16 protein-coding genes are annotated in these 25,536 nt (G+C 41.6%); 5 read left to right on the top strand and 11 right to left on the bottom strand.

The genetic code is table 11. From position 1 onward, the window contains the following. Positions 1-72 precede the first annotated feature (72 nt). The 3 genes from ACM0OY_RS03790 to ACM0OY_RS03780 form a co-directional block, all read right to left on the bottom strand. Entirely contained in the window at positions 73-945 is an 873-nt protein-coding gene (locus ACM0OY_RS03790; RefSeq protein ID WP_414567550.1) for an SGNH/GDSL hydrolase family protein, read from the bottom strand. 159 nt (positions 946-1,104) lie between these two features. Continuing rightward, positions 1,105-2,505 (bottom strand): ammonium transporter, encoded by a 1,401-nt coding sequence (locus ACM0OY_RS03785; protein ID WP_414567581.1) that lies wholly within the window; start codon positions 2,503-2,505, stop codon positions 1,105-1,107. Between the two features lie 452 nt (positions 2,506-2,957). Then, entirely contained in the window at positions 2,958-3,281 is a 324-nt protein-coding gene (locus ACM0OY_RS03780) for a YnfA family protein (protein WP_414567549.1), read from the bottom strand. A 324-nt stretch (positions 3,282-3,605) separates the two neighbouring features. Between ACM0OY_RS03780 and ACM0OY_RS03775 the strand changes: the two genes are divergently transcribed. Then, the gene (locus tag ACM0OY_RS03775; protein ID WP_414567548.1) at positions 3,606-8,264 is read left to right on the top strand and encodes a GAF domain-containing protein; all 4,659 of its coding nucleotides are present in this window, start codon (positions 3,606-3,608) and stop codon (positions 8,262-8,264) included. Between the two features lie 72 nt (positions 8,265-8,336). Here the strand turns inward: ACM0OY_RS03775 and ACM0OY_RS03770 are convergent, their stop codons facing one another. After that, on the bottom strand, positions 8,337-9,200 hold the full coding sequence (locus ACM0OY_RS03770) for an inositol monophosphatase family protein (RefSeq protein ID WP_414567547.1): 864 nt from the start codon (positions 9,198-9,200) through the stop codon (positions 8,337-8,339). 341 nt (positions 9,201-9,541) lie between these two features. Next, on the bottom strand, positions 9,542-11,143 hold the full coding sequence (locus ACM0OY_RS03765; RefSeq protein WP_414567546.1) for a peptide ligase PGM1-related protein: 1,602 nt from the start codon (positions 11,141-11,143) through the stop codon (positions 9,542-9,544). 1,065 nt (positions 11,144-12,208) lie between these two features. On the opposite strand from ACM0OY_RS03765, the gene ACM0OY_RS03760 reads away from it, so the two are divergent. Together ACM0OY_RS03760 and ACM0OY_RS03755 are read left to right on the top strand one after the other, a co-directional pair. Beyond that, the gene (locus ACM0OY_RS03760) at positions 12,209-13,072 is read left to right on the top strand and encodes an SDR family oxidoreductase (RefSeq protein ID WP_414567545.1); all 864 of its coding nucleotides are present in this window, start codon (positions 12,209-12,211) and stop codon (positions 13,070-13,072) included. 255 nt (positions 13,073-13,327) lie between these two features. Next, positions 13,328-13,585, top strand: a complete 258-nt coding sequence (locus tag ACM0OY_RS03755; protein ID WP_414567544.1) for a hypothetical protein — start codon at positions 13,328-13,330, stop codon at positions 13,583-13,585. Between the two features lie 76 nt (positions 13,586-13,661). On the opposite strand, the gene mgtE is transcribed toward ACM0OY_RS03755, so the two are convergent. Beyond that, complete coding sequence (mgtE, locus tag ACM0OY_RS03750; RefSeq protein WP_414567543.1) at positions 13,662-15,062, bottom strand: magnesium transporter; 1,401 nt, start codon at positions 15,060-15,062, stop codon at positions 13,662-13,664. 1,008 nt (positions 15,063-16,070) lie between these two features. Here mgtE and ACM0OY_RS03745 point away from each other — a divergent pair. Further along, entirely contained in the window at positions 16,071-19,580 is a 3,510-nt protein-coding gene (locus tag ACM0OY_RS03745; protein ID WP_414567542.1) for a PA14 domain-containing protein, read from the top strand. Between the two features lie 208 nt (positions 19,581-19,788). On the opposite strand, the gene ACM0OY_RS03740 is transcribed toward ACM0OY_RS03745, so the two are convergent. From ACM0OY_RS03740 to ACM0OY_RS03730, 3 genes are all read right to left on the bottom strand, one after another. Beyond that, the gene (locus ACM0OY_RS03740) at positions 19,789-21,339 is read right to left on the bottom strand and encodes a mercuric reductase (RefSeq protein ID WP_414567541.1); all 1,551 of its coding nucleotides are present in this window, start codon (positions 21,337-21,339) and stop codon (positions 19,789-19,791) included. 270 nt (positions 21,340-21,609) lie between these two features. Further along, the gene (locus ACM0OY_RS03735) at positions 21,610-22,377 is read right to left on the bottom strand and encodes a TVP38/TMEM64 family protein (protein WP_414567540.1); all 768 of its coding nucleotides are present in this window, start codon (positions 22,375-22,377) and stop codon (positions 21,610-21,612) included. A 157-nt stretch (positions 22,378-22,534) separates the two neighbouring features. Then, positions 22,535-23,281, bottom strand: a complete 747-nt coding sequence (locus ACM0OY_RS03730) for a TVP38/TMEM64 family protein (RefSeq protein WP_414567539.1) — start codon at positions 23,279-23,281, stop codon at positions 22,535-22,537. Between the two features lie 170 nt (positions 23,282-23,451). On the opposite strand from ACM0OY_RS03730, the gene ACM0OY_RS03725 reads away from it, so the two are divergent. Beyond that, positions 23,452-23,856 carry a hypothetical protein gene (locus ACM0OY_RS03725; RefSeq protein WP_414567538.1) on the top strand — a complete coding sequence of 135 codons (405 nt, stop codon included), beginning with the start codon at positions 23,452-23,454 and terminating at the stop codon, positions 23,854-23,856. On the opposite strand, the gene ACM0OY_RS03720 is transcribed toward ACM0OY_RS03725, so the two are convergent. Together ACM0OY_RS03720 and map are read right to left on the bottom strand one after the other, a co-directional pair. Then, a complete protein-coding gene (locus ACM0OY_RS03720) occupies positions 23,791-24,501 on the bottom strand; it encodes a TIGR04283 family arsenosugar biosynthesis glycosyltransferase (protein ID WP_414567537.1) in 711 nt (236 codons plus the stop codon). The genes ACM0OY_RS03725 and ACM0OY_RS03720 overlap by 66 nt on opposite strands. A 245-nt stretch (positions 24,502-24,746) precedes the next feature. Then, positions 24,747-25,532, bottom strand: coding sequence for a type I methionyl aminopeptidase (map, locus tag ACM0OY_RS03715; RefSeq protein WP_414567536.1), 786 nt, complete (start codon positions 25,530-25,532; stop codon positions 24,747-24,749). Between the last annotated feature and the right edge of the window lie 4 nt (positions 25,533-25,536).

Genomic DNA, 25,536 nt, shown 5'->3' with positions numbered 1-25,536 from the left:
TGTCTACTTAAACCACTATTTTTTATTCTCTCGCGCCCAGACGCGATTTATACAGACTTGTATTCAAAGATATTACTTCTTATCCCTGCCTGAAACACGTTGAATTTCAGGTTTTAATTCGATATCGCTATAAATCTGCAATGCAGAACGCCAAACTATATAGCCTTCACGATTTAAGTGTAAGCCATCAGTAGTAAATTCTTGACGGAGATTACCTTGAGTGTTGGTAAATAGGGGATATAAATTGAGAAATTTTACACCTTTTTTTGCAGATATGCTTTGCAGCTGCTCATTTAATCGGCGAATACGATTATTGGTAATAGCCAGAAGTTTATCTCGTCCTTGCCAAGTTGCTTCTTCTCCACCATGCGGCAAAATTGACTGCACAACAATTTCGGCTGTAGGATGCACTCTTCGCAGGTAACTCATAATTTGCTGGTGATTATCTAAAATCACCTTGTCGTCGATCCCCCGAATTAGGTCATTAATCCCAATCATCACAAAAATCACCTCTGGCTGGGTGCGGTCAAATATATTCAATCTTTTCAAAAGACCCTTGCTGGTTTCGCCGGAAATTCCTTGATTGAGCCAATTTTTACCTCCGGGTAATAACTCAGTCGGAAACCACAAACTTAGAGAATCTCCCGCCAGTATGGTTAAGTGCACAGGACGCCTGTCAGCAGCTACCTTAGCTTCTTGTTTGAGGATATCTACCCACTGTTGGTAACTTAGTTGGTGGCGGCGACCTAAATCAGGTATAGCAGGTATAGCAACTGGACCTGAGTTGTTCACGTTAATTTGCTCTGGGGATGTTATGATTCCCCCAAAAAAAGCGGTCAATTTCTGCTGTTGCCAAATTAGCAGAATGACCGCCAACAATAGTACGCCGTTGGTTAACAGCGAGAAAAATGCCCAGATGGGAAAGGTTTTTGCAGAAGTAGACACGACTAGCGAAATTTACCAATTATTTTGAATCAGATTTTAACGCTAGCACTCAAAAATCACACTCTATGAAAATAGGGAATGGGGCATTGGGCATTGAGCGTCAGGCATTTAGTTATTCTCCGCGTCCCCGCGTCCCCGCGTCTCCCCACTCCCCACTCATTACTGAATGGGGCGATCGCCACCAAACTCGGAATTATAACCTTCTTCGCCGTGTTCGTTGATATCCAAACCTTGCAATTCTGCTTCCTCTTTGACTCGCAGCCCGACTGTAGCATCGATAATTTTGAGAATAATCCAGGTACCAGCTGCTGCTATTACATAGGCAACGACAATTGCTACTAGTTCGACTCCCAATTCACCAAAATTACCGCGTAGCACTCCGTCTTTACCGCCTCCGTTGACTTGAGTGGTAGCAAAGATTGCTGTTAAAATCGCCCCCACAGTACCACCAACGCCATGCACGGGATAGGTATCTAGGGCATCATCAACTTGTAGCTTGTGTTTGAAACTAATGGCATAGAAGCAAACAAAGGCGGTGATGAAACCAATTAAAATCGCTGATAGCGGTGTAACAAATCCCGCAGCAGGAGTGATACCCACCAAACCAGCAACGGCTCCTGTAGCGGCTCCCACGGCAGTTGGTTTACCACGTAAAAATGATTCCAAAATTAGCCACATTAAAGCTGCCGCCGCCGCAGCTGTATTAGTAGCAACAAAGGCTGTTGTTGCCAGATTTGTGATTAAGGCACCTGAAGTTCCGCTACCAACGGATAGGGCACTTCCAGCGTTGAAGCCGAACCAGCCAAACCACAGCAAGCCAGCACCCAGTAAAATGAACGGAACGTTATGTGGCGGGCTAAGGCGGTCAGGATGGGTTTTCCGAGGCCCAAGGACGATCGCTGCTACTAAAGCAGAAACGCCGGAACTAATGTGAACTACTGTACCACCTGCAAAGTCCAGGGCACCCAAACCACCAGCCAAACCTAAAAATCCACCTTTGGCCCAGACCATGTGTGCCAGGGGAGCGTAAATAAAGGTTGACCACAGTAACACAAACAATGAATAGGCGCGGAAACTCATCCGTTCAGCGATCGCCCCAGAAATTAAGGCTGGGGTGATAATGGCAAACATGGCTTGATAAATCATGAATGCCTGGTGGGGAATCGTCGCTGCATAAGAAACTAATTCCGCAGGATTTGAGCCTTTGAGATAATCGGTTGTCTCTAAACCGACACCATTCAAACCCAACCACTGCAATCCACCGATGAACGGCAAACCTGGCGCAAAGGCAAGACTATAACCCCAGAGAATCCAGGTAACTCCCACGATCGCCATTAGCATAAAGCTCATCATCAATGTATTTAGGACATTGCGCGATCGTACAAATCCACCATAAAAGAATGCCAATCCTGGTGTCATTAGCAGCACTAGTGCTGCCGAAATCAGCATAAATGCTGTATCTCCAGTATCGGCCGCAGGTGGACTGCCCGCTGATGTTTGGGCAAAAGCATTGCCCATCAACGGTTGTGCCAAAATTACCAGGGTCATAGCCCCAATCATGACAACTTTCTTCAACACTATTTTGTCCCTAAGCACCAACAAATTTGTATTAGATTAATATATTTTCAGTACGGTTTGATACGATTTTTTGTCTTGCAAGCTACTCTACTTTGCTTTTTTTGAAATATTAACAAAAGTATAATCATTGAGGTGAGTTTATGAGATTTAAATCGTAATTTCAAGAATTTGGAAGCCTGGAAAAGTTTGTCCAGTTTTGTCCTAGAATTTGCACAAATACAGCATGATTCGATTTTTCCATGACATAGCCGTATAGTTGCTTGCAAGTGGGTAGTTACTAAAAAATCTTTGCAATTTTGCCTGGGTTATTATCTTTTAAAAATGAATCATCATAAAAATTATGGGTGAAGGAAGAGGAGAAGAGAAACACTTGTTGCAAGTTCTCCCTTTATCCCCTTATCCTTTTCTAGTGAGCAATAATTTAGTAATATTACTTAAGTACGGGGCACAAACATAATAATTAATACAGCTACCAAAGCCAAACAAGCTCCAATTAGGTCGTAGCGGTCTGGAGTTACCCCGTCTATCTTCCAACCCCAAAGCATTGCCATTGCAATAAACACGCCGCCATAAGCCGCATACACTCTACCAAAATTTGCTGGCTGCAAAGTTGCAATAACCCCATAGATAGCTAAAGCAATTCCGCCCAATATCCCCCACCACAAAGGCTTAGCTTCACGCAACCATAACCAAATTAAGTAGCCACCAGTGATTTCAAATAAACCAGCCCATAAAAAATACAACAGCGACTTAATCATTTGACCAACTTTTCTCTAAGGTTGAACTCAGTGAAATTACGCTAACGGTTTTAACTCAAGTATTGTCATTAATTAAAGTAAGTTTATTGATCGAATTGGGCATGGTGAAGAGGATGGGGGGCAGAGGAGATGGGGAGTGTGGGGAGTGTGGGGGGATGGGGGAGTGTGGGGAGTGTGGGGGGAAAGATTTCTTCCCAATCCTCCCACACCTCCCACACCTCCTGTTTGCCCCTTGCCCCCTGCTCCTTTGCCCCTCCGCCCTTCCGCCTCTTGTACCTAATGCCCAATGCGAAATGCCCAATCCCCCCTAGATAAGGCTTAAGGATGAAAGCACCATTACCTGATAACGAAGCACAGAGAATCGAGACGCTTTTGCAGTATAAAATCCTCGATACGCTACCTGAAGCTGCCTTTGACGATCTCACTCATTTAGCCTCGTATATTTGTCAGACTCCAATTGCCTTAATTAGCTTAATCGATACAAACCGCCAGTGGTTCAAAGCCAAGGTGGGTTTGCATATCTCGGAAACACATCGAGACCAAGCGTTTTGTGCCCATGCGATTCTACAACCTGATGTTCTTGTTGTGCCTGATGCCACAAATGATGAACGGTTCGCCGCAAATCCACTGGTCACTTCTAACCCAAAAATTCGGTTTTATGCTGGTGTACCCCTAACTAATGCTGAGGGATACGCACTAGGAACACTCTGTGTGATTGACTACGTACCACGGAAACTTACTTCAGATCAGATAGAAGCATTACGAACTTTGGGCCGCCAAGTAATCAAACAACTGGAATTGCGTCGTAATTTAGCGAGTCTAGTGCTTGTGAGTAATAAAGGTAAACAACCAAAGAAACTACACAAGCAATTTTTCAAAAGAATTGCGGCGGGCTTTGTTTTGGCATCGGTAATTTTAGTTGTGATTGGCGCAGTTTCTTATCAAAATACAAAGGTATCTACTAATAACCGCAACATCATAAAAAATATTAATAAAAAAATCAACAGCTTAGAAAAACTGCTGTCGGATACAAAAGATGCTGAGACTGGACAACGTGGTTACATTTTGACTGAAAAAGAAGTTTATTTAAAAGCGTATCAAGTAGCACTTACTAACGTCGATGGCGAAATTACAAAACTGAAGAATTTAACCGCAGATCAACCAAAGGAACAAAAGCAGATCGTAATACTTGAATCTCTAATTGCAGCTAAACTTACTCAATTAAAAGAAACTATCAACTTGCGCCAGAATCAGGGATTAGAGGCGGCGTTGCAGGGATTAGTAACAAATGATGGTCAAAATCTCATGAATGATATCCATAAAGCGATTCATGAGATAGAGAACCAAGAAAAAGGGCGGCGTCAGCAATTATCACGAGCAACAAAAGCTTGGACTCGGCAAACCACTGTGACAATTGCGATCGCCATTTGTCTCAGTTTTTTCGTGCTGGCTGTAGTCTACTATTTAATCTATCGTGAGGTTAGTGAACGCAAACGCACAGAAGAAATCTTAAACCAAGAACGCAACTTTATCACAGCAGTCCTTGATACAGCTAGCGCTTTAGTAGTAGTTGCCAACTCCCAAGGGCAAATCGTTCGTTTTAATCAAGCTTGTGAGCAAATAACAGGTTATTCCTTTGACGAGGTAAGAGGTAGGTATTTCTGGAACTTGTTTCTACTCCCCGAAGAAGTGGAGTCAGTCAAAGCAGTTTTTGAACAATTGGGAGCTGGTAAGAGTTTCCAGGAACACGAAAATTATTGGGTAATGAAAGATGGCAGTCGCAGACTAATTGCCTGGTCGAATACTATCTTAAAAAACTATGACGGTTCTGTAGAATACGTTGTTGGTACAGGTATTGATATTACCGAGCGCAAACGAACTCAACAACATCTGACTGCACAATACGCTGCAACCCATGTTTTAGCAAATTCGACTACAATCAACGAAGCAATGCCGCAAATTCTTCAAGGAATCTGTGAAAGTTTAGGATGGGATTTGGGCGAAATCTGGATGGTAGATCAGCAAGCAAATGTGCTGCGTTTTTTTGATATTTGGCACAAACCATCCCTTGAGCTACAAGACTTTATAGCCTGGAAGCGGGAAACAACTTTTGCTCCAGGAGTCGGACTACCTGGCCGTATTTGGGCGAGTTCCGAGCCTGTTTGGATTGCTGATGTCGTTAAAGATCTGAATTTCCCTAACTTCAAAATCGCGGCTCAAGTAGGACTACATGCTGCTTTTGGTTTTCCACTCCGTACTGATAGCAAAATTCTTGGCGTCATTACCTGCTTTAACCGTCAAATTCAGCAACCAGACGAAGACTTAGCAAAAACGATGAATTTTATTGGTGAGCAAGTGGGGCAATTTATCCAGCGCAAACAGGCTGAAGAAGAACTACAACGTCAAAACTTGCGATCGCAACTTTTTACTGAAATCACCCTGAAAATTCGCCAGTCTTTGCAAATCGAAGAAATTCTGGAAATTACTGTTAAAGAAGTCCAAAAAATCCTCCAGACTGACCGAGTATTAATTTATCAGCTTCTCCCAGATGAGTCTACAACCACTGTAATTGAAGCAGTAGTTTCTGGCTTACCAGCAATTAAAGAGCAAAACATCACCGCTCCCTACTTCCAAGCCGAATACTTACAACAGTACTATTTACAACAGTACCGTCAAGGACGAGTTTTGGGCCTAGCTAATTTAGACCTCCTCGAACTCGAACAAAAACACCTGGAATTAATGCAACAATTTGGTGTGAAAGTCAATTTAGTTGTGCCAATTCTCGTCAAAGAAGAACTTCGCGGTTTGCTCATAGTTCATCAGTGTGACTATTCTCATCAATGGTCTAACTTTGAAACTCATCTTTTGCGGCAAATAGCCGACCAAGTAGGTATAGCCTTAGCCCAAGCCCAACTATTAGAAGCAGAAACTCGTCAACGACAAGAAATTGAAATTGCCCGTTACCAAGCTGAATTAGCTTCTCAGACCAAAAGTGCTTTTTTGGCGAATATGAGTCACGAAATTCGTACCCCCATGAATGCTGTATTGGGAATGACTAGTTTAGCTTTAGATACTCCTTTAGATCCAGAACAGCGAGATTTTATTGAAACGATTCGCATCAGTGGAGAAGCTTTATTAACTTTAATTAACGAAATTTTAGATCTTTCCAAATTAGAAGTTGGAGAGATGGCTCTGGAGACTCTAAATTTTAATCTATCTACTTGTGTTGAAGAAGTATTGGAATTATTGGCTCCATCAGCCCATAATAAAGGATTAGAAATTGCCGCTTTGATTGAGCATAACGTCCCTATTCATCTCCAAGGAGATGCTGGTAGGTTGCGGCAAATTCTGATGAATTTAATTAGCAACGCTATCAAATTTACTAGTGTTGGCGAAGTAGTAGTGGAAGCCCAATTACGTTCCCTTTCCTCCACTACAGTTAGCATCTACTTTGCCATTACAGACACAGGTCTTGGTATTAGCCCTGAAGATCGGCCCAGACTGTTTATGCCATTTACCCAAGTCGATGCTTCTACTACTCGCAAGTATGGTGGTACTGGTTTAGGTTTAGCCATCTGTAAACAGCTGGTAACTTTAATGGGAGGAATAATTGGGGTGGAAAGTCAGATTGGCAAAGGATCTAAATTTTGGTTTGAAGTGCCTTTTGCCAAGCAAATTGAGCCTGTTTTAAAATCCTGCCCATCTTTAATTAATCACCGTGCCTTAGTAGTCGATGATAACTCTACTAATTGCAAAATGATCCATCATCAAGCTACTGGTTGGGGAATGCAAATAGATCGAGCTAACAGTGCTGCTGCTGCACTCAAAGCGATTGAGAAAGCTTGTGAACAGGGAAATCCCTATGATGTTGCCTTAATTGATCTGCAAATGCCCGAAACGGATGGTATCAAACTAGGAGAACAAATTAAAGCCACTTCTGCAATTGCTGAGATACCTTTAATTATCGTCATCTCAACTAATCAACGGAATCAAGTACAGCAAGCCTTGAAAATCGGATTTGCTGGTTATTTAGTCAAGCCCATTAAGGCGTCCCGACTTTTGGATATGATTATGAATATTTTACAAACTCACACGGAACTAGAACAAGGGGCTAGGGAAGAATTCCAAAGGAGAAAAACTTCAAATATTGCTAATTCTTGCCCTATTTACGAGTCCCCAACCCCTAACTTATCTACTAAATCAAAGTTAAAAATTTTGCTAGCTGAAGATAATTTAGTCAATCAAAAAGTAACCATAAAACAACTCCAAACTTTGGGCTATACAGCTGATGTCGTTGCTAATGGAAAAGAAGTTTTACAGTTATTAGAAAAAATTCCTTATGATTTGGTTTTAATGGATTGCCACATGCCAATTCTTGATGGTTTAGAAACGACAAAAGAAATTCATCGTTGGCAAGAAAGTGCTTTTGCTAGTCATCGTCGTCCTGTGGTAATTGCGATGACAGCTAATGCCATGAAAGAAGACAAACAAAAGTGTTTAAATGCTGGAATGGACGATTATCTCAGTAAGCCAGTGTTGAAAGAAAAATTGGCAGCTATCCTAGAACATTGGGCAGATATAATCCTTTCACAACAGGTGATGGTTGAATGTAAGCAAACAGCTTCCCCCACTAATAACTCTCAAGTTGACCAAACAATCAATTGGGAATACCTGCATCAAGTATCAGATAATGACACACAATTTGAATTAAATCTCTTGCAAATCTTCGTTCAAGATATTAAACCCCGTTTAGAGATTATGAAAAGTGCGATCGCACTTTATGATTTTGGACAAATTGTTCGAGAAGCTCATTACCTTAAAGGTGCCGGTGGCAACATTGGAGCCACAGCTATGTACTTAGCTGTTGAAAAACTAGAACAGCAAGCTCTCCAGCAGGAGCATAAAGGTGCGACTAAGTTAATTTCAGAAGTAGAAGAATTTGTCAACCGTATTCAAGAATTTTTAACTGAATTCAGTGAATAAATAGGCAATGGGGAATGGGGAATGGGGAAAGTATTAATTGCCTTTTGCCCCTTGCCTCTTCCCTCTTCCCTGCTACAAGCTTTGCGTTGCTTCCAGCAAATGTTGATGAACGGATTTTGAGGCAGCTACGATCAATCCAGGTAGGCTATAGTTTTCACAAGTATCCAGTGGTGGTAAAGTTGAACCATCGAGAGTAGTGACAAGATAGCCGGCTTCTCTTGCCAAAAAAGCCAGGGCTGCACCATCAATAAATTTACCGGCTCTGATTACTGCTCCACTCAAATCACCAGTCAGAATCCCATTGAGATTGGGAATTTGAATATCACTAGAATAATCGTTGGCAATATCAATTACTTGATAGCGATCTTTTAGTAGAGGTGCGATCGCATTCATTCCCCATCCTAACAATACAGCAGGTTTGGCTGATGTAATCTCTAACGGAATGCAGGCTTCTAAATTCATTTCCAGCGTTCCTTTAAAAGCTCCTTCGCCTCTCAAAGCATAAAAATAAACATTTTGGGCAGGAGAAATTGCCAGCACTGCCTCAAAATCATCCGCATTTAAAATACTAAGAATAATTTGGTAATTAGAATGTCCATCCATGTAAAATGTCGTGCCATCAATTGGGTCGAGTGTGACTAAATAATCATCTTCAAGCCCAAGTTCAGTAGCACGAAAATACTTCGTGTTTCTAGAACTTTCATACTCTTCCCCATAAAAGCGAATTTCTGGAAAAGTCCCCAGTAGTACTACTTCCACCAGATTTTGAATCGCTACATCCGCATCAGTAAGTGCAGCCGCAAAAAAGTTTTTTCCTTCTTCTTTAGCCGGAAGTGCAGCAATTTTTGGCTGCATGAAACGGGCGTAGCCTGCTGCTACTTTCAGATGAGGAAGTAAAGTTGACAAAATCAATCGAGTACTCGGTGTTGTGGACATTCCAGCAAACTCCTTTCTTGAAAAAAGAGACAAGGGGAGACAAGGTGAATTGGGGACAAGGAGAGAGTGGTTGCAACAAGTCTTTCCTCTGAAGTTTGCCAGCGCCGACTTGGGGCATCTCTTATCCTCTTTTCCTCTTCCATCATTAGACTTCTGGCAGAAGCAGGGAAAAGGGTTAAGAACAATCCTTTCGTTTTAACCTTTTCCCTTTCCCCCCAAGAGTGCAAAACTATTTTTGCAAGAGGTCTATTCGCAAGGCGACAAAATTACGGTATCATGAACCACTCTTTTTGGCGATGGCTACAGCTGCCGTACCTACTTTAATCTCCCGGTCTCTATGCTTAGCTGTACTCATTCCAAGCCACGGGAAAGGAGTAATCTGAAAACGCAGAGAAGACCTGATTTTGACTGCGGGTTTCTTCATCCAGAACTTTGATGACTTTGTTATAAATATCTTGTGCTTGTTGGGGAGAATCACCAATACTGGTTAATCCCAACTTGCCAAACTGTGAAAGACAACCCATAAGATGAAAGACTGTGCCTGTCTCAGTGCCGCTGTCGAAGTGCAGTCTGTAGTCAGCGATGATATCCATCAAATCATTAGGTAATAATCCCCGATAGCGGTCTTTTTGTAGGTTGTCAGTGGCAATGTAGTATTTTGGACGACCTTGTTGGCTGTAAAATAAGCCTGTGGAAAGGTCATAGCGACCGTTCGTCAATAATTTCAAGGTCATGAATGGATGAGTTGTGCCGCCTTTACGCAGGTTAATTTCGATCGCTTGAATATCCCACTCTCCATTACCCTTGTCAACTGCGATAAAATCTACTCCAAATCGCTCTAGGGCACCTTTCTCGGCTAGCTTTCTGCCAACTTGCAATCCCAATTGCTGTAGTTGCAATCGATACCTTTCATCAGCGGGAAAGCTACAACCAAGATAAATCTGACCGTCTGGGCCGCCGAGAATTTGGTCGTGGGTGGAGAGGATTTCTACTTCGCCACCAGGGGTAATTCGTCCTTGAACGCTGGGCGAACGCTTAATTTCTCCTTCCACAAATGCTTCCGCAATTGCCCCCAATTCCGGAATTCTTGTCGAAAAATTTTGCCAAGTTTCTTGTTTTGCTTGAAAACGCATTGTTGAAAAGCGATCGCTAATTGCTGCTACCCTTTGGGCATGAGTACTTTTACCAGGTGCGACATTCTCAATCGGTGTTAAATCTACTAGGGCATTTCCTTCTCCGGAAATACCTTCGTTGAGTTTCACTACTATTTTTTGTAATGTCGGTTGGCGTTCCCACAATTCACTAGCGGCTTCTGCTAAATCGCTGTGATGCCAAACTTTTTCGCTACCATCTGGATGTGGTACTTCACTTTCGCTAAAAATTTGTCGGCTACCACTTTTTGTCCCCCAAATTTGTAAATCTGGTGCAGCAGCATACAATGGTACACCCAATTTTACAGATAATTCGCCTTCAAAAACTGAGGAATTGTAGCAGATCATAAATGATTTATCCAGCCTCAATGCTTGACGAATTCGCTCTAGTAAGCGGGGGCGTTCTAAAATCTTTTGGCTGAGGGGTTTAAGAGAGGAATCGTAAGTAGAAAGTAGCAGCAAGCGATTGCGAGCATGAGAAAAGGGGATTCCTGGCAAAAGTTGTAGATAGTAATCAATTATACTAGGGTGTAATGGTACTGATGTGACATAAATCAGCCTAGTACGGGGATTCCGCAACCGAATCAAGGAAAATAGTAATCTTTCTTCATAATGTTCGCAGCCTTCAATTTTTTGAAGTTCGCGCTGGTCAATACTCAAAGAAGGAATAACTACAATATCAGCTTCACTATTATCAAATAGCTCAATAGTTTTCCAGCGATCGCGCAGAGTTGATTGCAGATGGCGAAACTTTTCAATCTGCTGTAATTCAGAAACATCTAGTGTTGCCATAATCTCTTCCTGTGGCGATCCAAAAACTACTTTACTGTTCTGGTAGATCCCAAGTCACTTCTTTGACAAGTCGCTGCTTTGTAGAAAATTAATATTAATTAATTTTGTTGTTCCAAATTTGAGTAGCTTGAGAAATTTGTTTCACCAAACCAGAGAAACTTGGCAAAAAATGCTAGAAGGTTCTGCGGAAATACCAGCTTAAATTAATATTAACGAAAATAGCAAGCATTATAGTGCGTATTTTGGCACTTATGAATGTTCAGGTAACAATTTATATTGAATTTTATCGACATACATTACAACAACAGATAGTCATAGGAGACTAGTACCGCCATGGATTAAAAATTCCGAATGAATACAGTGTAAGGTTTTCAGAGATTTTGAATAGGTTGTTTATTTACGCCGACCTGTACTAGTATTTGATTGTGTGAAAAAAGTCAGTACACGTTGACCTGTCTTTTTTACTATTGCCTATTGCCTGCCTATCGCGCTTGCGCTTCGCGAACGCGCACCATACGATTTCTCCGAATCAAATCGGATTCCTATAGATAAATTTGGTAATTACACCACTTTGCAAGTAAATATTGTGGGATGGACATCCTGCCTGCCCTTATGTACCTCATTCAGATGAAATGGGCTGTATTATCGTTTGAATTGATTTTATGTCTTAAGGTTGAGCAAACTTCAGCTTGCTTTATCTCTAGAGAGCGATAAAGTCTTGCTAAATACATAGTTTACTTAAATACAGGTGAAAAGTACAAATCCTTCATCACATGAGAGTTCTGTACTTGTTTTTCGTGGTCAGATGAATAAACTGTGTCAGGTGTGAGGAGAAATAACGCAAACCGCGTACAATTATTATTAATAAGTACGTTTGGTAAGCATTAGAGGTGTAAAAGCCTAAAATTGCAAATGGCAAGTGGGAGCCAAAGCAAAAAATAAACCTTGGATTGAATATTCGATCCAAGGTTTACTTTTGGAAATAGGGAATGGGGATAAGAAGAAGAATAATTACTAATACAATCCTCAATTCCGAGTAAATATTCAATTACCAAAACCGGACTTATGCCTAAATCGAAAGAGCAAAAACTACAACCGCCACAGCAACAACAACCACCAGGCGCGGAATCAGAAATGACGCCAAAACCCAAAGCTGATGATGCTCAATATCAGGGTAGTAGTAAGCTACAAAATAAAGTAGCATTAATTACGGGTGCAGATAGTGGTATTGGTCGTGCTGTAGCCATCGCTTTTGCTAAAGAAGGCGCAGATGTGGCAATTCTTTATCTTAACGAACACGACGATGCCAAAGAGACAAAACATTTGGTAGAAAAACAAGGGCGTCGTGCAGTAACTATAGCAGGTGACATTGGCGATGAAACCTTTTGTCAGCAGGCTATACAACAAACAATTGGTGAGTTTGGCAAACTCGATATCCTCATCAACAACGCTGCTGAACAACATCCTAAACAAAGTATTGAGGAAATCACTAAAGAGCAATTAGAGCGGACATTTCGCACTAATATATTCTCTATGTTCTTCATGACTAAAGCTGCACTCAAGCACTTACATGAAGGCAGTTCTATCATTAATACCACATCGGTGACAGCTTATAAAGGTAATCCACAACTACTAGATTATTCCTCAACAAAAGGTGCGATCGTTGCCTTTACTCGTTCCTTATCACAAAATTTAGTGTCAAAAGGAATTCGTGTTAATGCTGTGGCACCAGGCCCGATTTGGACACCTTTAATTCCCTCAACTTTTCCCGAAGAGAAAGTTGAAACTTTTGGCAAGCAAGTACCAATGCAACGAGCCGGACAACCAGAAGAAGTTGCACCTAGCTATGTATTTTTAGCATCTGATGACGCTTCTTATATGTCTGGTCAAGTGTTACATATCAATGGTGGAGATGTTGTCAACGGCTAAATTAAACAGTTAGCTATTGGTTATTAGTCATTAGTCATTTGTCATTCGCGATTAGTCAATCACAAAGTACAAAATGTAAAGTATCTTGCGAATTTGGGAATATCATAACTTTGGAAAAAAGGACAAATGACTAATGAAAAATAAATAATTACTCTTAAAGATTCCCTAATTTTCCTCCATTAGGGAGATGATTTTGATGTTTAAAGGTTGCTAATATACTTACCAGCAAACGTTTAACAAAAAATAACTATCTCTATGGCATCTCCTACACCATTGCATGGTACAGAACTAGTAGATTGTGCTAGAGCAAATGCAAAGCAAGGTATTGAAACTGCTGCTTATCAATGTGGCTATGGTGAAGATCTCAACAAATTTGCGCGAGAACTCAGACAAGCTTGCGAAGAAATGAATTTGCAAGTAAAGGAACTTAGCGAACTGATTACTGAGCAAGACTTGATATTGCAATTGGGTACTGGCGAAATCATTGCTCCAGATACAGCATCAGAATTGTAAAATTTAGTCATTAGTCATTAGTCTTTTGTCCTTTGCAAATAACAAATGACCAATGACTAATGAGTAATGATAGTTTTCATAATTTTAAAATTACCCGTGCCAAATTGAAGTAAATTAAAACACCAAGTACATCAACCGCCGTGGTGATGAATGGTGCTGACATTAATGCTGGATCTAAACGTAGGAAACGAAATAGAAATGGCAGTGCTGAACCAGAGACAGAAGCTAATATAGAAATGGCTACCAGACTAGTGCCCACAGCGATCGCTACTTCTAATCGTCCCTGCAAAAAGTAAGCCCAGATAGTAGCGATCGAACCTAACATAACTCCTAATAAAGTACCTGCGATCGCCTCCCGTCCAATTACCTGTAATGAACCAAGCGATCGAATCTCATCAGTATTCATCCCGCGAATTACAACTGTGGAAGACTGGGCACCTACATTACCACCAGTACCAGTAAGTAAGGGGATAAATGCTGTCAGTGTCACGACTTTTGTTAAAATATCTTCTTGAGACTTAATAATCGTTCCTGTGACCGTATTGGTTATCAGTAAAACCAACAACCATAAAACCCGCTTACGAGCAACTTCTAATAAATTTGTCTGAAAATAATTGTCGCCCCCAGACTGTACACCACCACCCAAGGCATAGATATCTTCGGTGGTTTCTTGTTGCAGAATATCAATCACATCATCTACAGTGACAATACCTACTAGACGCTGTTCTCGATCTACCACAGGCACAGCCAAAAAATCATATCTTTGGATTAATCTGGCGACTTCTTCCTGGTCTGTATCGGTGTGGACAAACACCACATCACGCGTCATGATTTCGCCAATAATTTGTTCTGGCTGGGATGTCACCAATTCCCGCAACGATACAATTCCCGTTAGCCGCCTTTCTGCATCAGTGGCATAAAGATAATAAATCATCTCACTGGCATTAGCTAAGTTGCGAATTCGCTCTAGGGCTTGAGATACTGTGAAGTTTTCTTTGAGCGAAATTAACTCTAGGGTCATGATTCGCCCAGCAGTGTCAGCTTCATAACCCAATAATAAGGCTGTAGCTTGGCGTTCTGATGGACTTAGTTGTTCTAGGAGACGATTAACGACTTTTGCGGGTAACTCATCAAATAACCTCGCTCGGTCATCTGACGACATTTGATCTACAATATCACGGACTTCCTGACTTTTAAGTTCGTCAATTAACCGTTCTTGAACGGTGTAGTCGAGATACTCATAAACTTCGATAGCTTCATCCTTAGAAAGCAAGCGAAAAGCCAAAGCGTGCATCGCTTCTGGCAAACCCTCAATTGCCTCGGCAATATCCGCCGGCTGCACAGGTACGAGAATAGCTTTTGCTCCCTGCAAGTCGCCTGCTTCTAACAGCATTTGCAGCTGAGTCCGCACCAAATCCCGCAATTCCCTGCGTGAGACATTCTGGAGGGTAGAGTTTAAATTGTTTGTCTCAGTCAAAGTTCACTTTCCTCAGCCAGTTTGAACAAGGTTGCTGCCATTAGTCTAGGGGAAAGTGGGGATATGCAACGTCAAACTTGTGATTTTTTCTAACTTGAGTCAATTGAAAGCTTTTGCAAACTAATTATAGTTAATCGTCGGCAGGCGATCGCTGTTACCTCAGTACTTTGCTAATTCTTGTAACAAAGATCCAATTTTATAATCAAAATGAAGTAAATGATAAATAATACTTTTTAAAATCTTTAAATAAAAAAAGTTTCTTTATTAAATTTTCATATAACTATATATTCACAGGCAAAAAAAATATGAGAATATGCTATCTATGCGTAATTTTTATTTAAAAATCCTAAAAAATTTGATATACCTTTAAAAATCGATATTTAATATGAATATTTAAACAAAGTTGGATAAAAGAGATAGACATAACACGGTCATGTAGTGTCAAATGTTCAATTGATTGAACTCTAAACACATCTAAGTACAAAAGTGAGGAATTAAAGCGCACTTACGTATATACTTAATTTAACCGAGTACTGTCCTCTTTCTTAAAATTCTCATGTGATTGCATATCAGGTTAAATTATCAGTTGTTCATGGCGATTTATATTTTTTAAATAAATTGACCAAAGTGAATTTACATAAGCTCACAAATTCTGAAATTTCTAGAAAACAAAGTTTAATCATGGCTAATGCGCCATAAAACTAGTCTCTAGTATTTCTGGTCATACATATTTTCCTATATATCTGCTTTTAGCGGAGATATAGGAAGATATGTCGCCCCATGCTGGCTGATTTTTAACTTGTTACAAACAAGCAGCAAACCATCAGAGTCAATAGGCAAAAGAACAGATAGGGAAAATGTGTATTAGCATTGATTGATATATTAATAAATTAAGTAAATTTCCTTAAGACAGCTACACATTTTCCTTCAAAAGATTCAATTAAAAACTAATCCTTAAGCACTGAATTATGGTATTAGTTTTAACTCTATTATGAGGCATATATATCAATGGCCGATTTACAGAATCAAAATAATCCACTCTTACCAACAACAAGTCCAGTAATTGGTGGTCAATCATCTCTAGCAGTTCTGGATCAAGCGCAACCAAGTATATTGGGTGGGTCTAGCAACCTAGTTTCTCAGGGAGATGGACTCAAAGCAGAATATTTTGACGAGATCAACTTCACCAACTCGAAACTAACTCGCACAGATGCGACAGTCAACTTTAATTGGGGTGTTGGTTCTCCAGATCCGCTCATCGGTGTAGACACCTTCTCAGTGCGTTGGACAGGTCAGGTAGAAGCTAAGTTCAGCGAAACTTATAACTTCTACACCAGTAGTGATGATGGTGTGCGCCTGTGGGTGAATAATCAACTGCTGATTGATAAGTTTATAGACCAAGCAATTACAGAATATAGTGGTTCCATCACCTTGGTTGCAGGTCAAAAATACGATATTCAACTCGAGTACTTCGACAATACTTACTCTGCATTTTCCCAGCTATCTTGGTCAAGTAACTCTCAAGCTAAAGAAATTATTCCCCAGTCACAACTTTATAGTCAGGTGAGTCAGGGTCAGGTAGTTGCAGCTGTGGGTAATGGCAACGGACTCAAAGCAGAATACTACGACAACAGTAATTTGACTAACTTGAAGTTAACTCGCACAGATAGCAAAGTGGACTTTAAGTGGGGTGGTGGTTCTCCAGATCCGCTCATCGGTCCAGACACCTTCTCAGTGCGTTGGACAGGTCAGGTACAAGCTAAGTACAACGAGACTTACAACTTCTACACCAGTAGTGATGATGGCGTGCGACTGTGGGTGAATAATCAACTGCTGATTGATAAGTTTATCAATCAAGGAAACACAGAACATACTGGTTCCATCGCTTTGGTTGCAGGTCAAAAATACGATATTAAACTTGAGTACTTCGAGAATACTTACTCTGCACTTTCTCAACTATCTTGGTCAAGCAACTCTCAGACTAAAGAAATTATTCCTCAGTCTCAACTTTATAGTCAGGTGAGTACACCTGTGGGTAATGGCAACGGACTCAAAGCAGAATACTACGACAACAGTAATTTGACTAACTTGAAGTTAACTCGCACAGATAGCAAAGTGGACTTTAAGTGGGGTGGTGGTTCTCCAGATCCGCTCATCGGTCCAGACACCTTCTCAGTGCGTTGGACAGGTCAGGTACAAGCTAAGTACAACGAGACTTACAACTTCTACACCAGTAGTGATGATGGCGTGCGACTGTGGGTGAATAATCAACTGCTGATTGATAAGTTTATCAATCAAGGAAACACAGAACATACTGGTTCCATCGCTTTGGTTGCAGGTCAAAAATACGATATTAAACTTGAGTACTTCGAGAATACTTACTCTGCACTTTCTCAACTATCTTGGTCAAGCAACTCTCAAGCCAAAGAAATTATTCCTCAGTCTCAACTCTATTCACCAGTCCTGCCAACCACTATCATCTTGAGTTCATCTACCACCAGTGTGAACGAATCTGATGGTACTGTGACTGTTACTGTACTGAGAAGTGGTAATTTAAGTGGTACATCTTCGATTAAGTATGCTACCTTAGCTGGTACTGCAACAGTAGGGAATGACTACGCTAATGGTGGGGAAGAAATAGAGGGGACACTCAACTTTGCACCAGGAGAAAGTAGCAAACAAATCATCATTCCTATCTTTGACGATGCGTTAGCGGAATCAGATGAAAACTTTAGTGTGGCTATCGATCAGCCAGAGGGTGCAACACTAGGAACCCAAAGAACTCTCGGAATCACGATTAAAGATAATGATAGTCAAGGTTTGAGTTTCAGTCAGCCAGTAGTTAGTGAGAATAATGGTACTGCAATAGTGACAGTTACACGCAATAATGCTTCGGCAACTGCTAGTGTGAACTATGCAACTGCGGATGGAACTGCTAAAGCCGGATCTGACTATCTGGCTTTATCTGGAATCTTGAACTTTGGAATCGGAGAAACCAGTAAGACTATTTCTATTTCCATTAAAGATGATTCAGTTACAGAAGCGAATGAAGCGTTTACTTTGAACTTTAGTAACGCAGTTGGGGTGTTGCTGCCTATCACTCAGACGACTGTGACTATTACTGATAATGACTTAGGTGAGTTTGAGAAAAATACTGTGGCTTCTGGGTTGAGTGCACCTATAGACTTTGACTGGTCAGCTGACGATAAGCTGATGTTCATCGCCCAGAAAGATGGGGTAGTAAAGGTGTTGAACACCAGCACAGGTGTCTTAGAATCAAAGGCATTTATTGATATTTCAGGACAGGTCAATAACGTAGCCGATCGCGGATTGTTAAGCTTAGCGGTACATCCAGATTTTGGCAAGAGTCCGACTGGCAACAACTATGTTTACCTATTGTTTACCTACGATCCAGTTGAAACAGATAAAACCAATCCCAAAAATAATCCCAATAGCACCTTAGACGATGCCAATGAGCGAGGTAACCGTGCAGCAAGGCTAATTAGAGTCACAGCCGATCCCAACACTGGTTACAAAACTGCGATCGCTGGCAGTGAAGTTATACTATTAGGCAAAAATAGCACTTGGCAGTACATTAGTCGCCCAGATAAAGACAGCACAGCCGTCGATCCTACCGATGAAAGCAAGAATGAAGCACCATCAGGTATTTTAAACAAAACTACTGGCAAATTATTTGCTAACTCCCAGGAATATGTAGACGCGCTGAAAACAGGCAACTTCACAAATGTCCAGGATTTCATAGCGACTGATAGTTCAACTCACTCCGGTGGTAGTGTACGCTTTGGTAACGATGGTACTCTGTTTGTTAGCTTCGGTGATGGTACTTCTTACAACCGAGCAGATATTCGAGCAGCTCGCGTTCAGGATATTGATAATCTGTCTGGTAAAGTCCTGCACATTAATGCTATTACTGGTCAAGGTTTATCAAGTAATCCTTTCTACAACGGCGATCCTAACAGCAATCGTTCCAAAGTCTATGACTTCGGTCTGCGTAACCCCTTCCGCTTTACCGTCAATCAACAAACTAATGTTCCTTTTATCGGCGATGTGGGCTGGTACAAGTGGGAAGAGGTGAATGTTGGCGGCGGAGGCAAAAACTTTGGCTGGCCATTCTATGAGGGTGGTGTTGATGCAAATGGCAATCTCATCAACACCAAACAACCCGCCTATTCTAATCTCAATATAGCGAAGGAGTTCTACGCAAGTGGTAAACCCGTTACAGCACCAATTTACGCCTACGATCACTTAACTGGTTCTACTTCTATCGGCGTTGGTACTTTTTACACTGGTGGTAGCTTTAACAATGCTTTGATGATCTTCAATCCCAGTAAGGGAACTATCGATGCTTTAACATTGAACAGTCAGAACAAAGTTGTTGCAACTACACAGTTTGCTTCCAACTTAGGGGTGCCTGTAAGTGTTAAGGCTGGAGATGATGGCAAGTTGTACTACGTAGACTTGATATCAGGTAAGATTGACAGCTGGAAACCTGTTTAAAGTAGGTGGGAAGTGGGGAGATGAGGGAAAGAAGAGGACAAGGGGACAAGGGGACAAGGAGAGATGGGGGAGTGTGGGGAGTGTGGGGAGAGAGGGGAGAGAGGGGGGAAAGATTTCTTCCCCATCCTCCCACACCTCCCACACCTCCCACACCTCCCACACCTCCCACACTCCCTGTTTACCCAATGCCCCATTCCCCATTCCCAATTCAAGATAACTTTGTGACAAATCCCAACAATTTTTTAGTAGTTGATGTCAGTAGTGTACGACGATAGGCGTCAGCTGCTTTTTTAATTGCTTCGGCTTGAGTGGGATAAGGATGAATTACGCTGCTTAATTTACTCAAACCGATTTTATTCACAATTGCCGTGGTCACTTCTGAAATCATTTCGCCGGCGTGACGGGCAACAATAGTTGCACCGAGAATTTCATCAGAACCTTTTTTATGATAGATTTTCAAAAATCCTAATTCTTCATCATCAGCGATCGCTCGGTCTACACTATTAAAAGGAATGGCGATCGTTGTCACCTCAATACCTAACTTCTGCGCCTCATGTTCGTACATTCCTACATGGGCAATTTCCGGGTCGGTGTAAGTTACCCAAGGCATTATTAAGCTACTGAGTTTGGTACGTCCCAAGCCAAAGGGAGAAAATAGGGTATTCTTAATTACAATCCGCGCTGCGGCATCGGCAGCATGGGTAAATTTCCACTTCATGCAGATATCGCCAGCTGCGTAGATTTTGGGATTGGTTGTTTGCAGGTAATCATTCACCTTTACACCTTGGTGTTTGTCGTATTCCACACCTGCTGCTTCTAAATTTAAACCTTCTACATTCGGCGCACGTCCCGCACCAACTAAAATCTCATCTACTGTCACAGAATCTCGATGACCATTGGAAGAAAAGTAAAGCCGTTTACCTTCGGTAACTGTTACCACTTCTTCTAATTTGGAATTCAACACCACGCGAATTCCTTCGTTAACCAAAACCCTTTGCAGAATTTTAGCGGCCTCAGCATCTTCTTTATTGAGAATTTGAGAACCGCTATGAAACAGTACCACCTCAGAACCCAAGCGCCGGAAAGCCTGCGCCAATTCGCAACCAATGGGGCCGCCACCAATTACCGCTAAACGTTCTGGTCGTTGGATTAAAGAAAAAACTGTTTCGTTGGTGAGATAACCTGCTTGTTCCAGTCCGGGAATCGCGGGTTGTGAAGCTCTGGCTCCAGTCGCAATTACAGCTTTTTTAAAGCGGAGAGTTTTATCGCCAACTTCCACGGTATTCTTACTTGCAAATCGACCGCTACCCAAGAAGACATCGACGCCCAAATTTTGAAATCGTTCTGCTGAGTCATTATGGCTAATATCAGCTCTTACCCGCCGCATTCTGGCCATGACTTTGGGAAAATCGACATCAATATTATGTTGGGGAATATTAACTCCCAAATTTTTAGCATTCCAAATTTCGCCAACTACGCGAGCCGAGCGAATCACAGTTTTAGATGGTACGCAACCAACATTTAAGCAATCTCCACCCATGAGATGCTTTTCAATTAATGCTACTTTTAAACCCAAATCCAAGCCTGCTGCACCCGCGGCTACCACTAAACCGGCTGTACCAGCACCAATTACCACCAAGTCGTAAACATCGGCGGGTTGAGGATTCACCCAATTTGGCGGATGGACGTAAGATACTAACTTTTGGTTATACTCATCCATTGGGCGAACTGTGACTCTCTCGAATTCTGAATTAGTCATTGTTGATACCTCATTTCAAAAGTGAAAATACCAAAGTCAAGATAAATTTATTAATCGTTATTTAATCAGAATTACATCTTTGCGCTGTTTTATCAGTTTGAGAATTAACAAATAATCTGATTTTTGAAAGAGGAAGGAGTTTTTAAACGCACAGAGAAGTCGGAGCGGCGGCTTTTGCCGATCTGAACTTCGGTGAGGACGCTAAGTTTTACTAAATTTATGTGGTTGTTAATAAAGAAAATGGTTTAGTGAGGGAAGGGAGGGCAGAAGCTATAAAATTCCATCTTCTAAAGCTTTGCGGGCAATCCGGGTGATATAAATTGTAACGGCGACTGTGGCAATAAAACCGACAATTCGGATTGTCCATTGGATGGTGGGGTTGGTGGGTTGAGCTTCAGTACCAATCGTGGCAAGATTACCCGCAAGTGAACCAATGTAAACATACATGATGGTTCCGGGAATCATACCCACGGAGCCGATAAAGTAATCTTTGAGTGAAACTCCTGTGATGCCAAAAGCATAGTTTAATAAATTGAAAGGAAATATCGGCGACAGTCGCGTTAACAGGACAATTTTTAATCCTTCTCTGCCAACGGCTTGGTCAATGGCGGCAAATTTTTTGTTATCTGCAATTTTACGAGCAACCCAGTCTCTTGCTAAATAACGTCCGACGAGAAAAGCAGCTGTAGCGCCAAGGGTTGCGCCAATGAACACGTATAAAGAACCCCAAATTACGCCAAAGATAACGCCAGCACCTAAGGTGAGAATAGAACCTGGGAAAAATGCGACGGTGGCGATAATGTAAAGTGCAATAAAAGCGATCGCTCCTACTGTACCAAGGCTATCAATCCACTGCAATGCATCTCGTAAAATTACTTGGGGATTAAAAGAATTGGGATTCACAGATTCTTGTGCTAAGGCCAAGTCTGTATTTAATAAAAAACCAAAGCCAAGTACTAGTAATATTAATCCAGTTAATCGAAATAACTTGTGCCAGCCTTTGGGATTTAATCGATTTTCTATAAATTGCTTTTTCATAACTTGCAAAGGTGAGATAAATTTTTAAATTGGCTTTAATTTTGTAGGGTGCGTTAGCCTATGGGATAACGTACAATCCTAAATTTTTGGTGCGTTAGGACTAACGTCCATAACACACCCTACAAAACTGGCTAAAAAACTTCTGCATTCTGCTGTATTAATGATTTTTCGTTTCATTATTGGTTAGTTCTACTATTGCTACACTTTTAGCTAGGGCTTTCTGAGCAATTTTTGTAATATAAACAGTCACAGCAATGGTAGCAATTAACCCAACTCCTTGCATTATCCATTGCCAGATTTGAGTTTCTGGAGTAGTTGGTTGATGAGATGTATTAATCATGGCAATATTCCCAGCTAAAGAACCAATATAAACGTACATTACAGTACCGGGGATAATGCCAAAAGAACCTAATATATAATCTTTGAGAGAAACCTGTGTAACTCCAAAAGCATAATTCAATAAATTGAAGGGAAAGACGGGAGATAGACGAGTTAGCAAAACAATCTTCCACCCTTCTTTAGAAACTGCTAAATCAATCGCTTTAAATTTAGGATGTTTGTCCATTTGTTGACAAACCCAATTCCGCGATAGGTAGCGTCCAATAACAAAAGCTAATGTTGCTCCAATTATGGCAGCAATTAGTACGTATATTGATCCCCAAAATACTCCGAACAGGCAACCACCTTTGAGAGTTAACAGGGAACCAGGTATAAACAATAATGTAGCTAAGTTGTAGATAAATATGTAAGCAATGGGGCCGAAGATGCCAAGACTCTCTACCCAAATGACTAAGCTGTGTAAAAGTCCCTGAAAGTTTAACTGTTTAGCGGCAATTATAAAAGCGACAATCAGGCAACTTAGCAGTAATATTTTAAGTTTGGAATTGAATAAACGCTTCTTCATTTTGATACATTTGACCTTTTGAGGCTCGACGTTGACCCGATACGGTTCGGTTAACGTGTTTATTCCTCGAAGATCCCCCCAACCCCCCTTAAAAAGGCTTGCTCAAAATCCTGTTTATACCCCCTTTTTAAGGGGGTCGTCGTAGGCGGGGGGATCTTAACCGAACCGTATTGAATGTTGACCTTCTGAGGCTGAACTTTGACCTTCTGAAGCTCGACGTTGACCTTCTAAGGCTCAAGTTTGACCTTCTGAGGCTCGACGTTGACCTTCTGAGGCTCAACTTTGACCTTCTGAGGCTCAACTTTGACCTTCTGAGGCTCGACGTTGACCTTCTGAGGCTCAACTTTGACCTTTTGAGGCTCGACGTTGACCTTCTGAGGCTCAACTTTGACCTTCTAAGGCTCAACTTTGACCTTCTGAGGCTCGACGTTGACCTTTTGAGGCTCAATTTTGAAACTTACACGTTGAATCCAATGCCACTAACATATACTACTGACATGAGAAACAGCTTAAATCCTCTTAAATTTTTCTCTGCGATACCAGCAACGAATTCGCTCAGGCGAAACACCGAGTAAATAAGCAATAATTACTATTTGATTAAGTAACGTAGTTTTAAAGACTCCCTTTTGCAACCATCTACGCGCTGAGGTAACAACTGGTGTGGAGATAATTGCAATACGTCCCATCGCTTTTAGACGACGCATGAGTTCAAAGTCTTCCATGATGGGCAATTCAGCAAAACCACCAATTTGTTGAAATAGTGCTTTTGTGAGAAAAATTGCTTGGTCGCCGTATGGCATTTGACAAAAATGCGATCGCCACTTTACACCCAACTCTACCCATCTTAAACTCAAAAGCGACGCATCAATCCGCAAGTTAAATGCACCAGCCACAATCCCAGGTTGTTGTAGAGCGGTGCAAATCATCTCATCAAACCCAGCAGGTAAACGGGTATCTGCATGGAGAAATAGCAGAATCTCCCCGCTAGCTGCTACGGCACCCGCGTTCATTTGCACAGCACGACCAGCAGATGATGAGATAACTTTGACACCTAAAGACTGAGCTATTTCTACACTATCATCGCTAGAGCCACCATCTACAACAATGAATTCTATATTTATACGGGCTTGCGTAGTAGCAATAGCTTCTTTGATATTCGCTGCTTCATTGAGAGTTGGAATGATAATAGAAATTTTTGCTGCCTCAATATTCTCACTCATGATTGCTGAGTTTTCTTTTCCACTTTCTCCGGAAATGAACACTCTACTGTTACCTTAAGATGACTTTCAGCCCCCATACTCGCCTCAGATGAACCGCATTGAAAATGAGTCGCTCCACATAAAACGTTATGAGCTTTCTTCACAGATTTTTGACGATGAGTATGAACTAGCGTAGGCGTAGCCCGCCGCAGGCATCGCTCTTATTCATGCTATTGAAAATCGTGCAAATTTCCATAGTTATGTTGTCATACACCCCAGTAATTCTCGCCTTCAGGTAGAGTGAGAATTTCAACGCCATCTTCAGTCACAGCTAAGGTATGCTCAAATTGGGCAGAAAGCTTGCGATCGCGCGTTACAGCAGTCCACTTATCGCTGAGAACTTCGACTTCGTAAGTGCCTTCGTTAATCATTGGCTCAATGGTAAAAACCATCCCTGGTCTGAGGCGCTTGCCTTTACCCCGTGTGCCATAGTGGGGGATATCCGGCGCTGTGTGAAAAATATTACTGACTCCGTGTCCCACAAAATCTCGCACCACAGAAAAACCTTCTGCTTCAGCATACTCTTGAATGGCTGCACCAATGTCGCCAATGCGTCCCCCTGGTTTAACTTCAGCAATACCCAAGCGCAAACACTTCTCTGTCACTTCCACCAACTTTTTCGCTTTTGGGGAAGGAGTACCGACAAAGAAAGTCTTGGATGTATCGCCGTGGTAACCTTCAACAATCGGTGTCACATCAATATTAATAATGTCACCTTCCTTGAGGATTTGCTTAGCATTAGGAATGCCGTGACAGATTACCTCATTTACACTAGTGCAAATCGACTTGGGAAAACCTTTATAACCAAGGGGTGCGCTTTTTGCTCCGTGCGCTTGTGTCCAACGTTCGGCTTCATCATTTAGTTCAAGAGTGCTAACCCCTGGCTTCACCATCGGTTCTAGATGCTTCAGAAGTTTAGCTGCTAAGCGTCCAGCTTGACGCATTTTTTCTAATTCTCGTTGGGATAAAATAACAATTAGTTCGGTTTTCATCAAC

This window comes from Nostoc sp. CCY 9925 (genome assembly GCF_963920935.1).
Taxonomy (GTDB): Bacteria; Cyanobacteriota; Cyanobacteriia; order Cyanobacteriales; family Nostocaceae; genus Nostoc.
The sequence above is the reverse complement of the archived record's forward strand: the minus strand, read 5'-3'. Positions and strand labels throughout refer to the sequence as shown.

What these genes read in the sequence shown, in the direction of transcription:
- ACM0OY_RS03775 (WP_414567548.1), top strand. Translation starts at nt 3,606, where the DNA reads ATGAAAGCACCATTACCTGATAACGAAGCACAGAGAATCGAGACGCTT.
- ACM0OY_RS03740 (WP_414567541.1), bottom strand. Translation starts at nt 21,339, where the DNA reads ATGACTAATTCAGAATTCGAGAGAGTCACAGTTCGCCCAATGGATGAG.
- ACM0OY_RS03745 (WP_414567542.1), top strand. Translation starts at nt 16,071, where the DNA reads ATGGCCGATTTACAGAATCAAAATAATCCACTCTTACCAACAACAAGT.
- ACM0OY_RS03780 (WP_414567549.1), bottom strand. Translation starts at nt 3,281, where the DNA reads ATGATTAAGTCGCTGTTGTATTTTTTATGGGCTGGTTTATTTGAAATC.
- ACM0OY_RS03785 (WP_414567581.1), bottom strand. Translation starts at nt 2,505, where the DNA reads ATGATTGGGGCTATGACCCTGGTAATTTTGGCACAACCGTTGATGGGC.
- ACM0OY_RS03735 (WP_414567540.1), bottom strand. Translation starts at nt 22,377, where the DNA reads ATGAAAAAGCAATTTATAGAAAATCGATTAAATCCCAAAGGCTGGCAC.
- ACM0OY_RS03755 (WP_414567544.1), top strand. Translation starts at nt 13,328, where the DNA reads ATGGCATCTCCTACACCATTGCATGGTACAGAACTAGTAGATTGTGCT.
- ACM0OY_RS03730 (WP_414567539.1), bottom strand. Translation starts at nt 23,281, where the DNA reads ATGAAGAAGCGTTTATTCAATTCCAAACTTAAAATATTACTGCTAAGT.
- map (WP_414567536.1), bottom strand. Translation starts at nt 25,532, where the DNA reads ATGAAAACCGAACTAATTGTTATTTTATCCCAACGAGAATTAGAAAAA.
- ACM0OY_RS03720 (WP_414567537.1), bottom strand. Translation starts at nt 24,501, where the DNA reads ATGAGTGAGAATATTGAGGCAGCAAAAATTTCTATTATCATTCCAACT.
- ACM0OY_RS03765 (WP_414567546.1), bottom strand. Translation starts at nt 11,143, where the DNA reads ATGGCAACACTAGATGTTTCTGAATTACAGCAGATTGAAAAGTTTCGC.
- ACM0OY_RS03770 (WP_414567547.1), bottom strand. Translation starts at nt 9,200, where the DNA reads ATGTCCACAACACCGAGTACTCGATTGATTTTGTCAACTTTACTTCCT.
- ACM0OY_RS03760 (WP_414567545.1), top strand. Translation starts at nt 12,209, where the DNA reads ATGCCTAAATCGAAAGAGCAAAAACTACAACCGCCACAGCAACAACAA.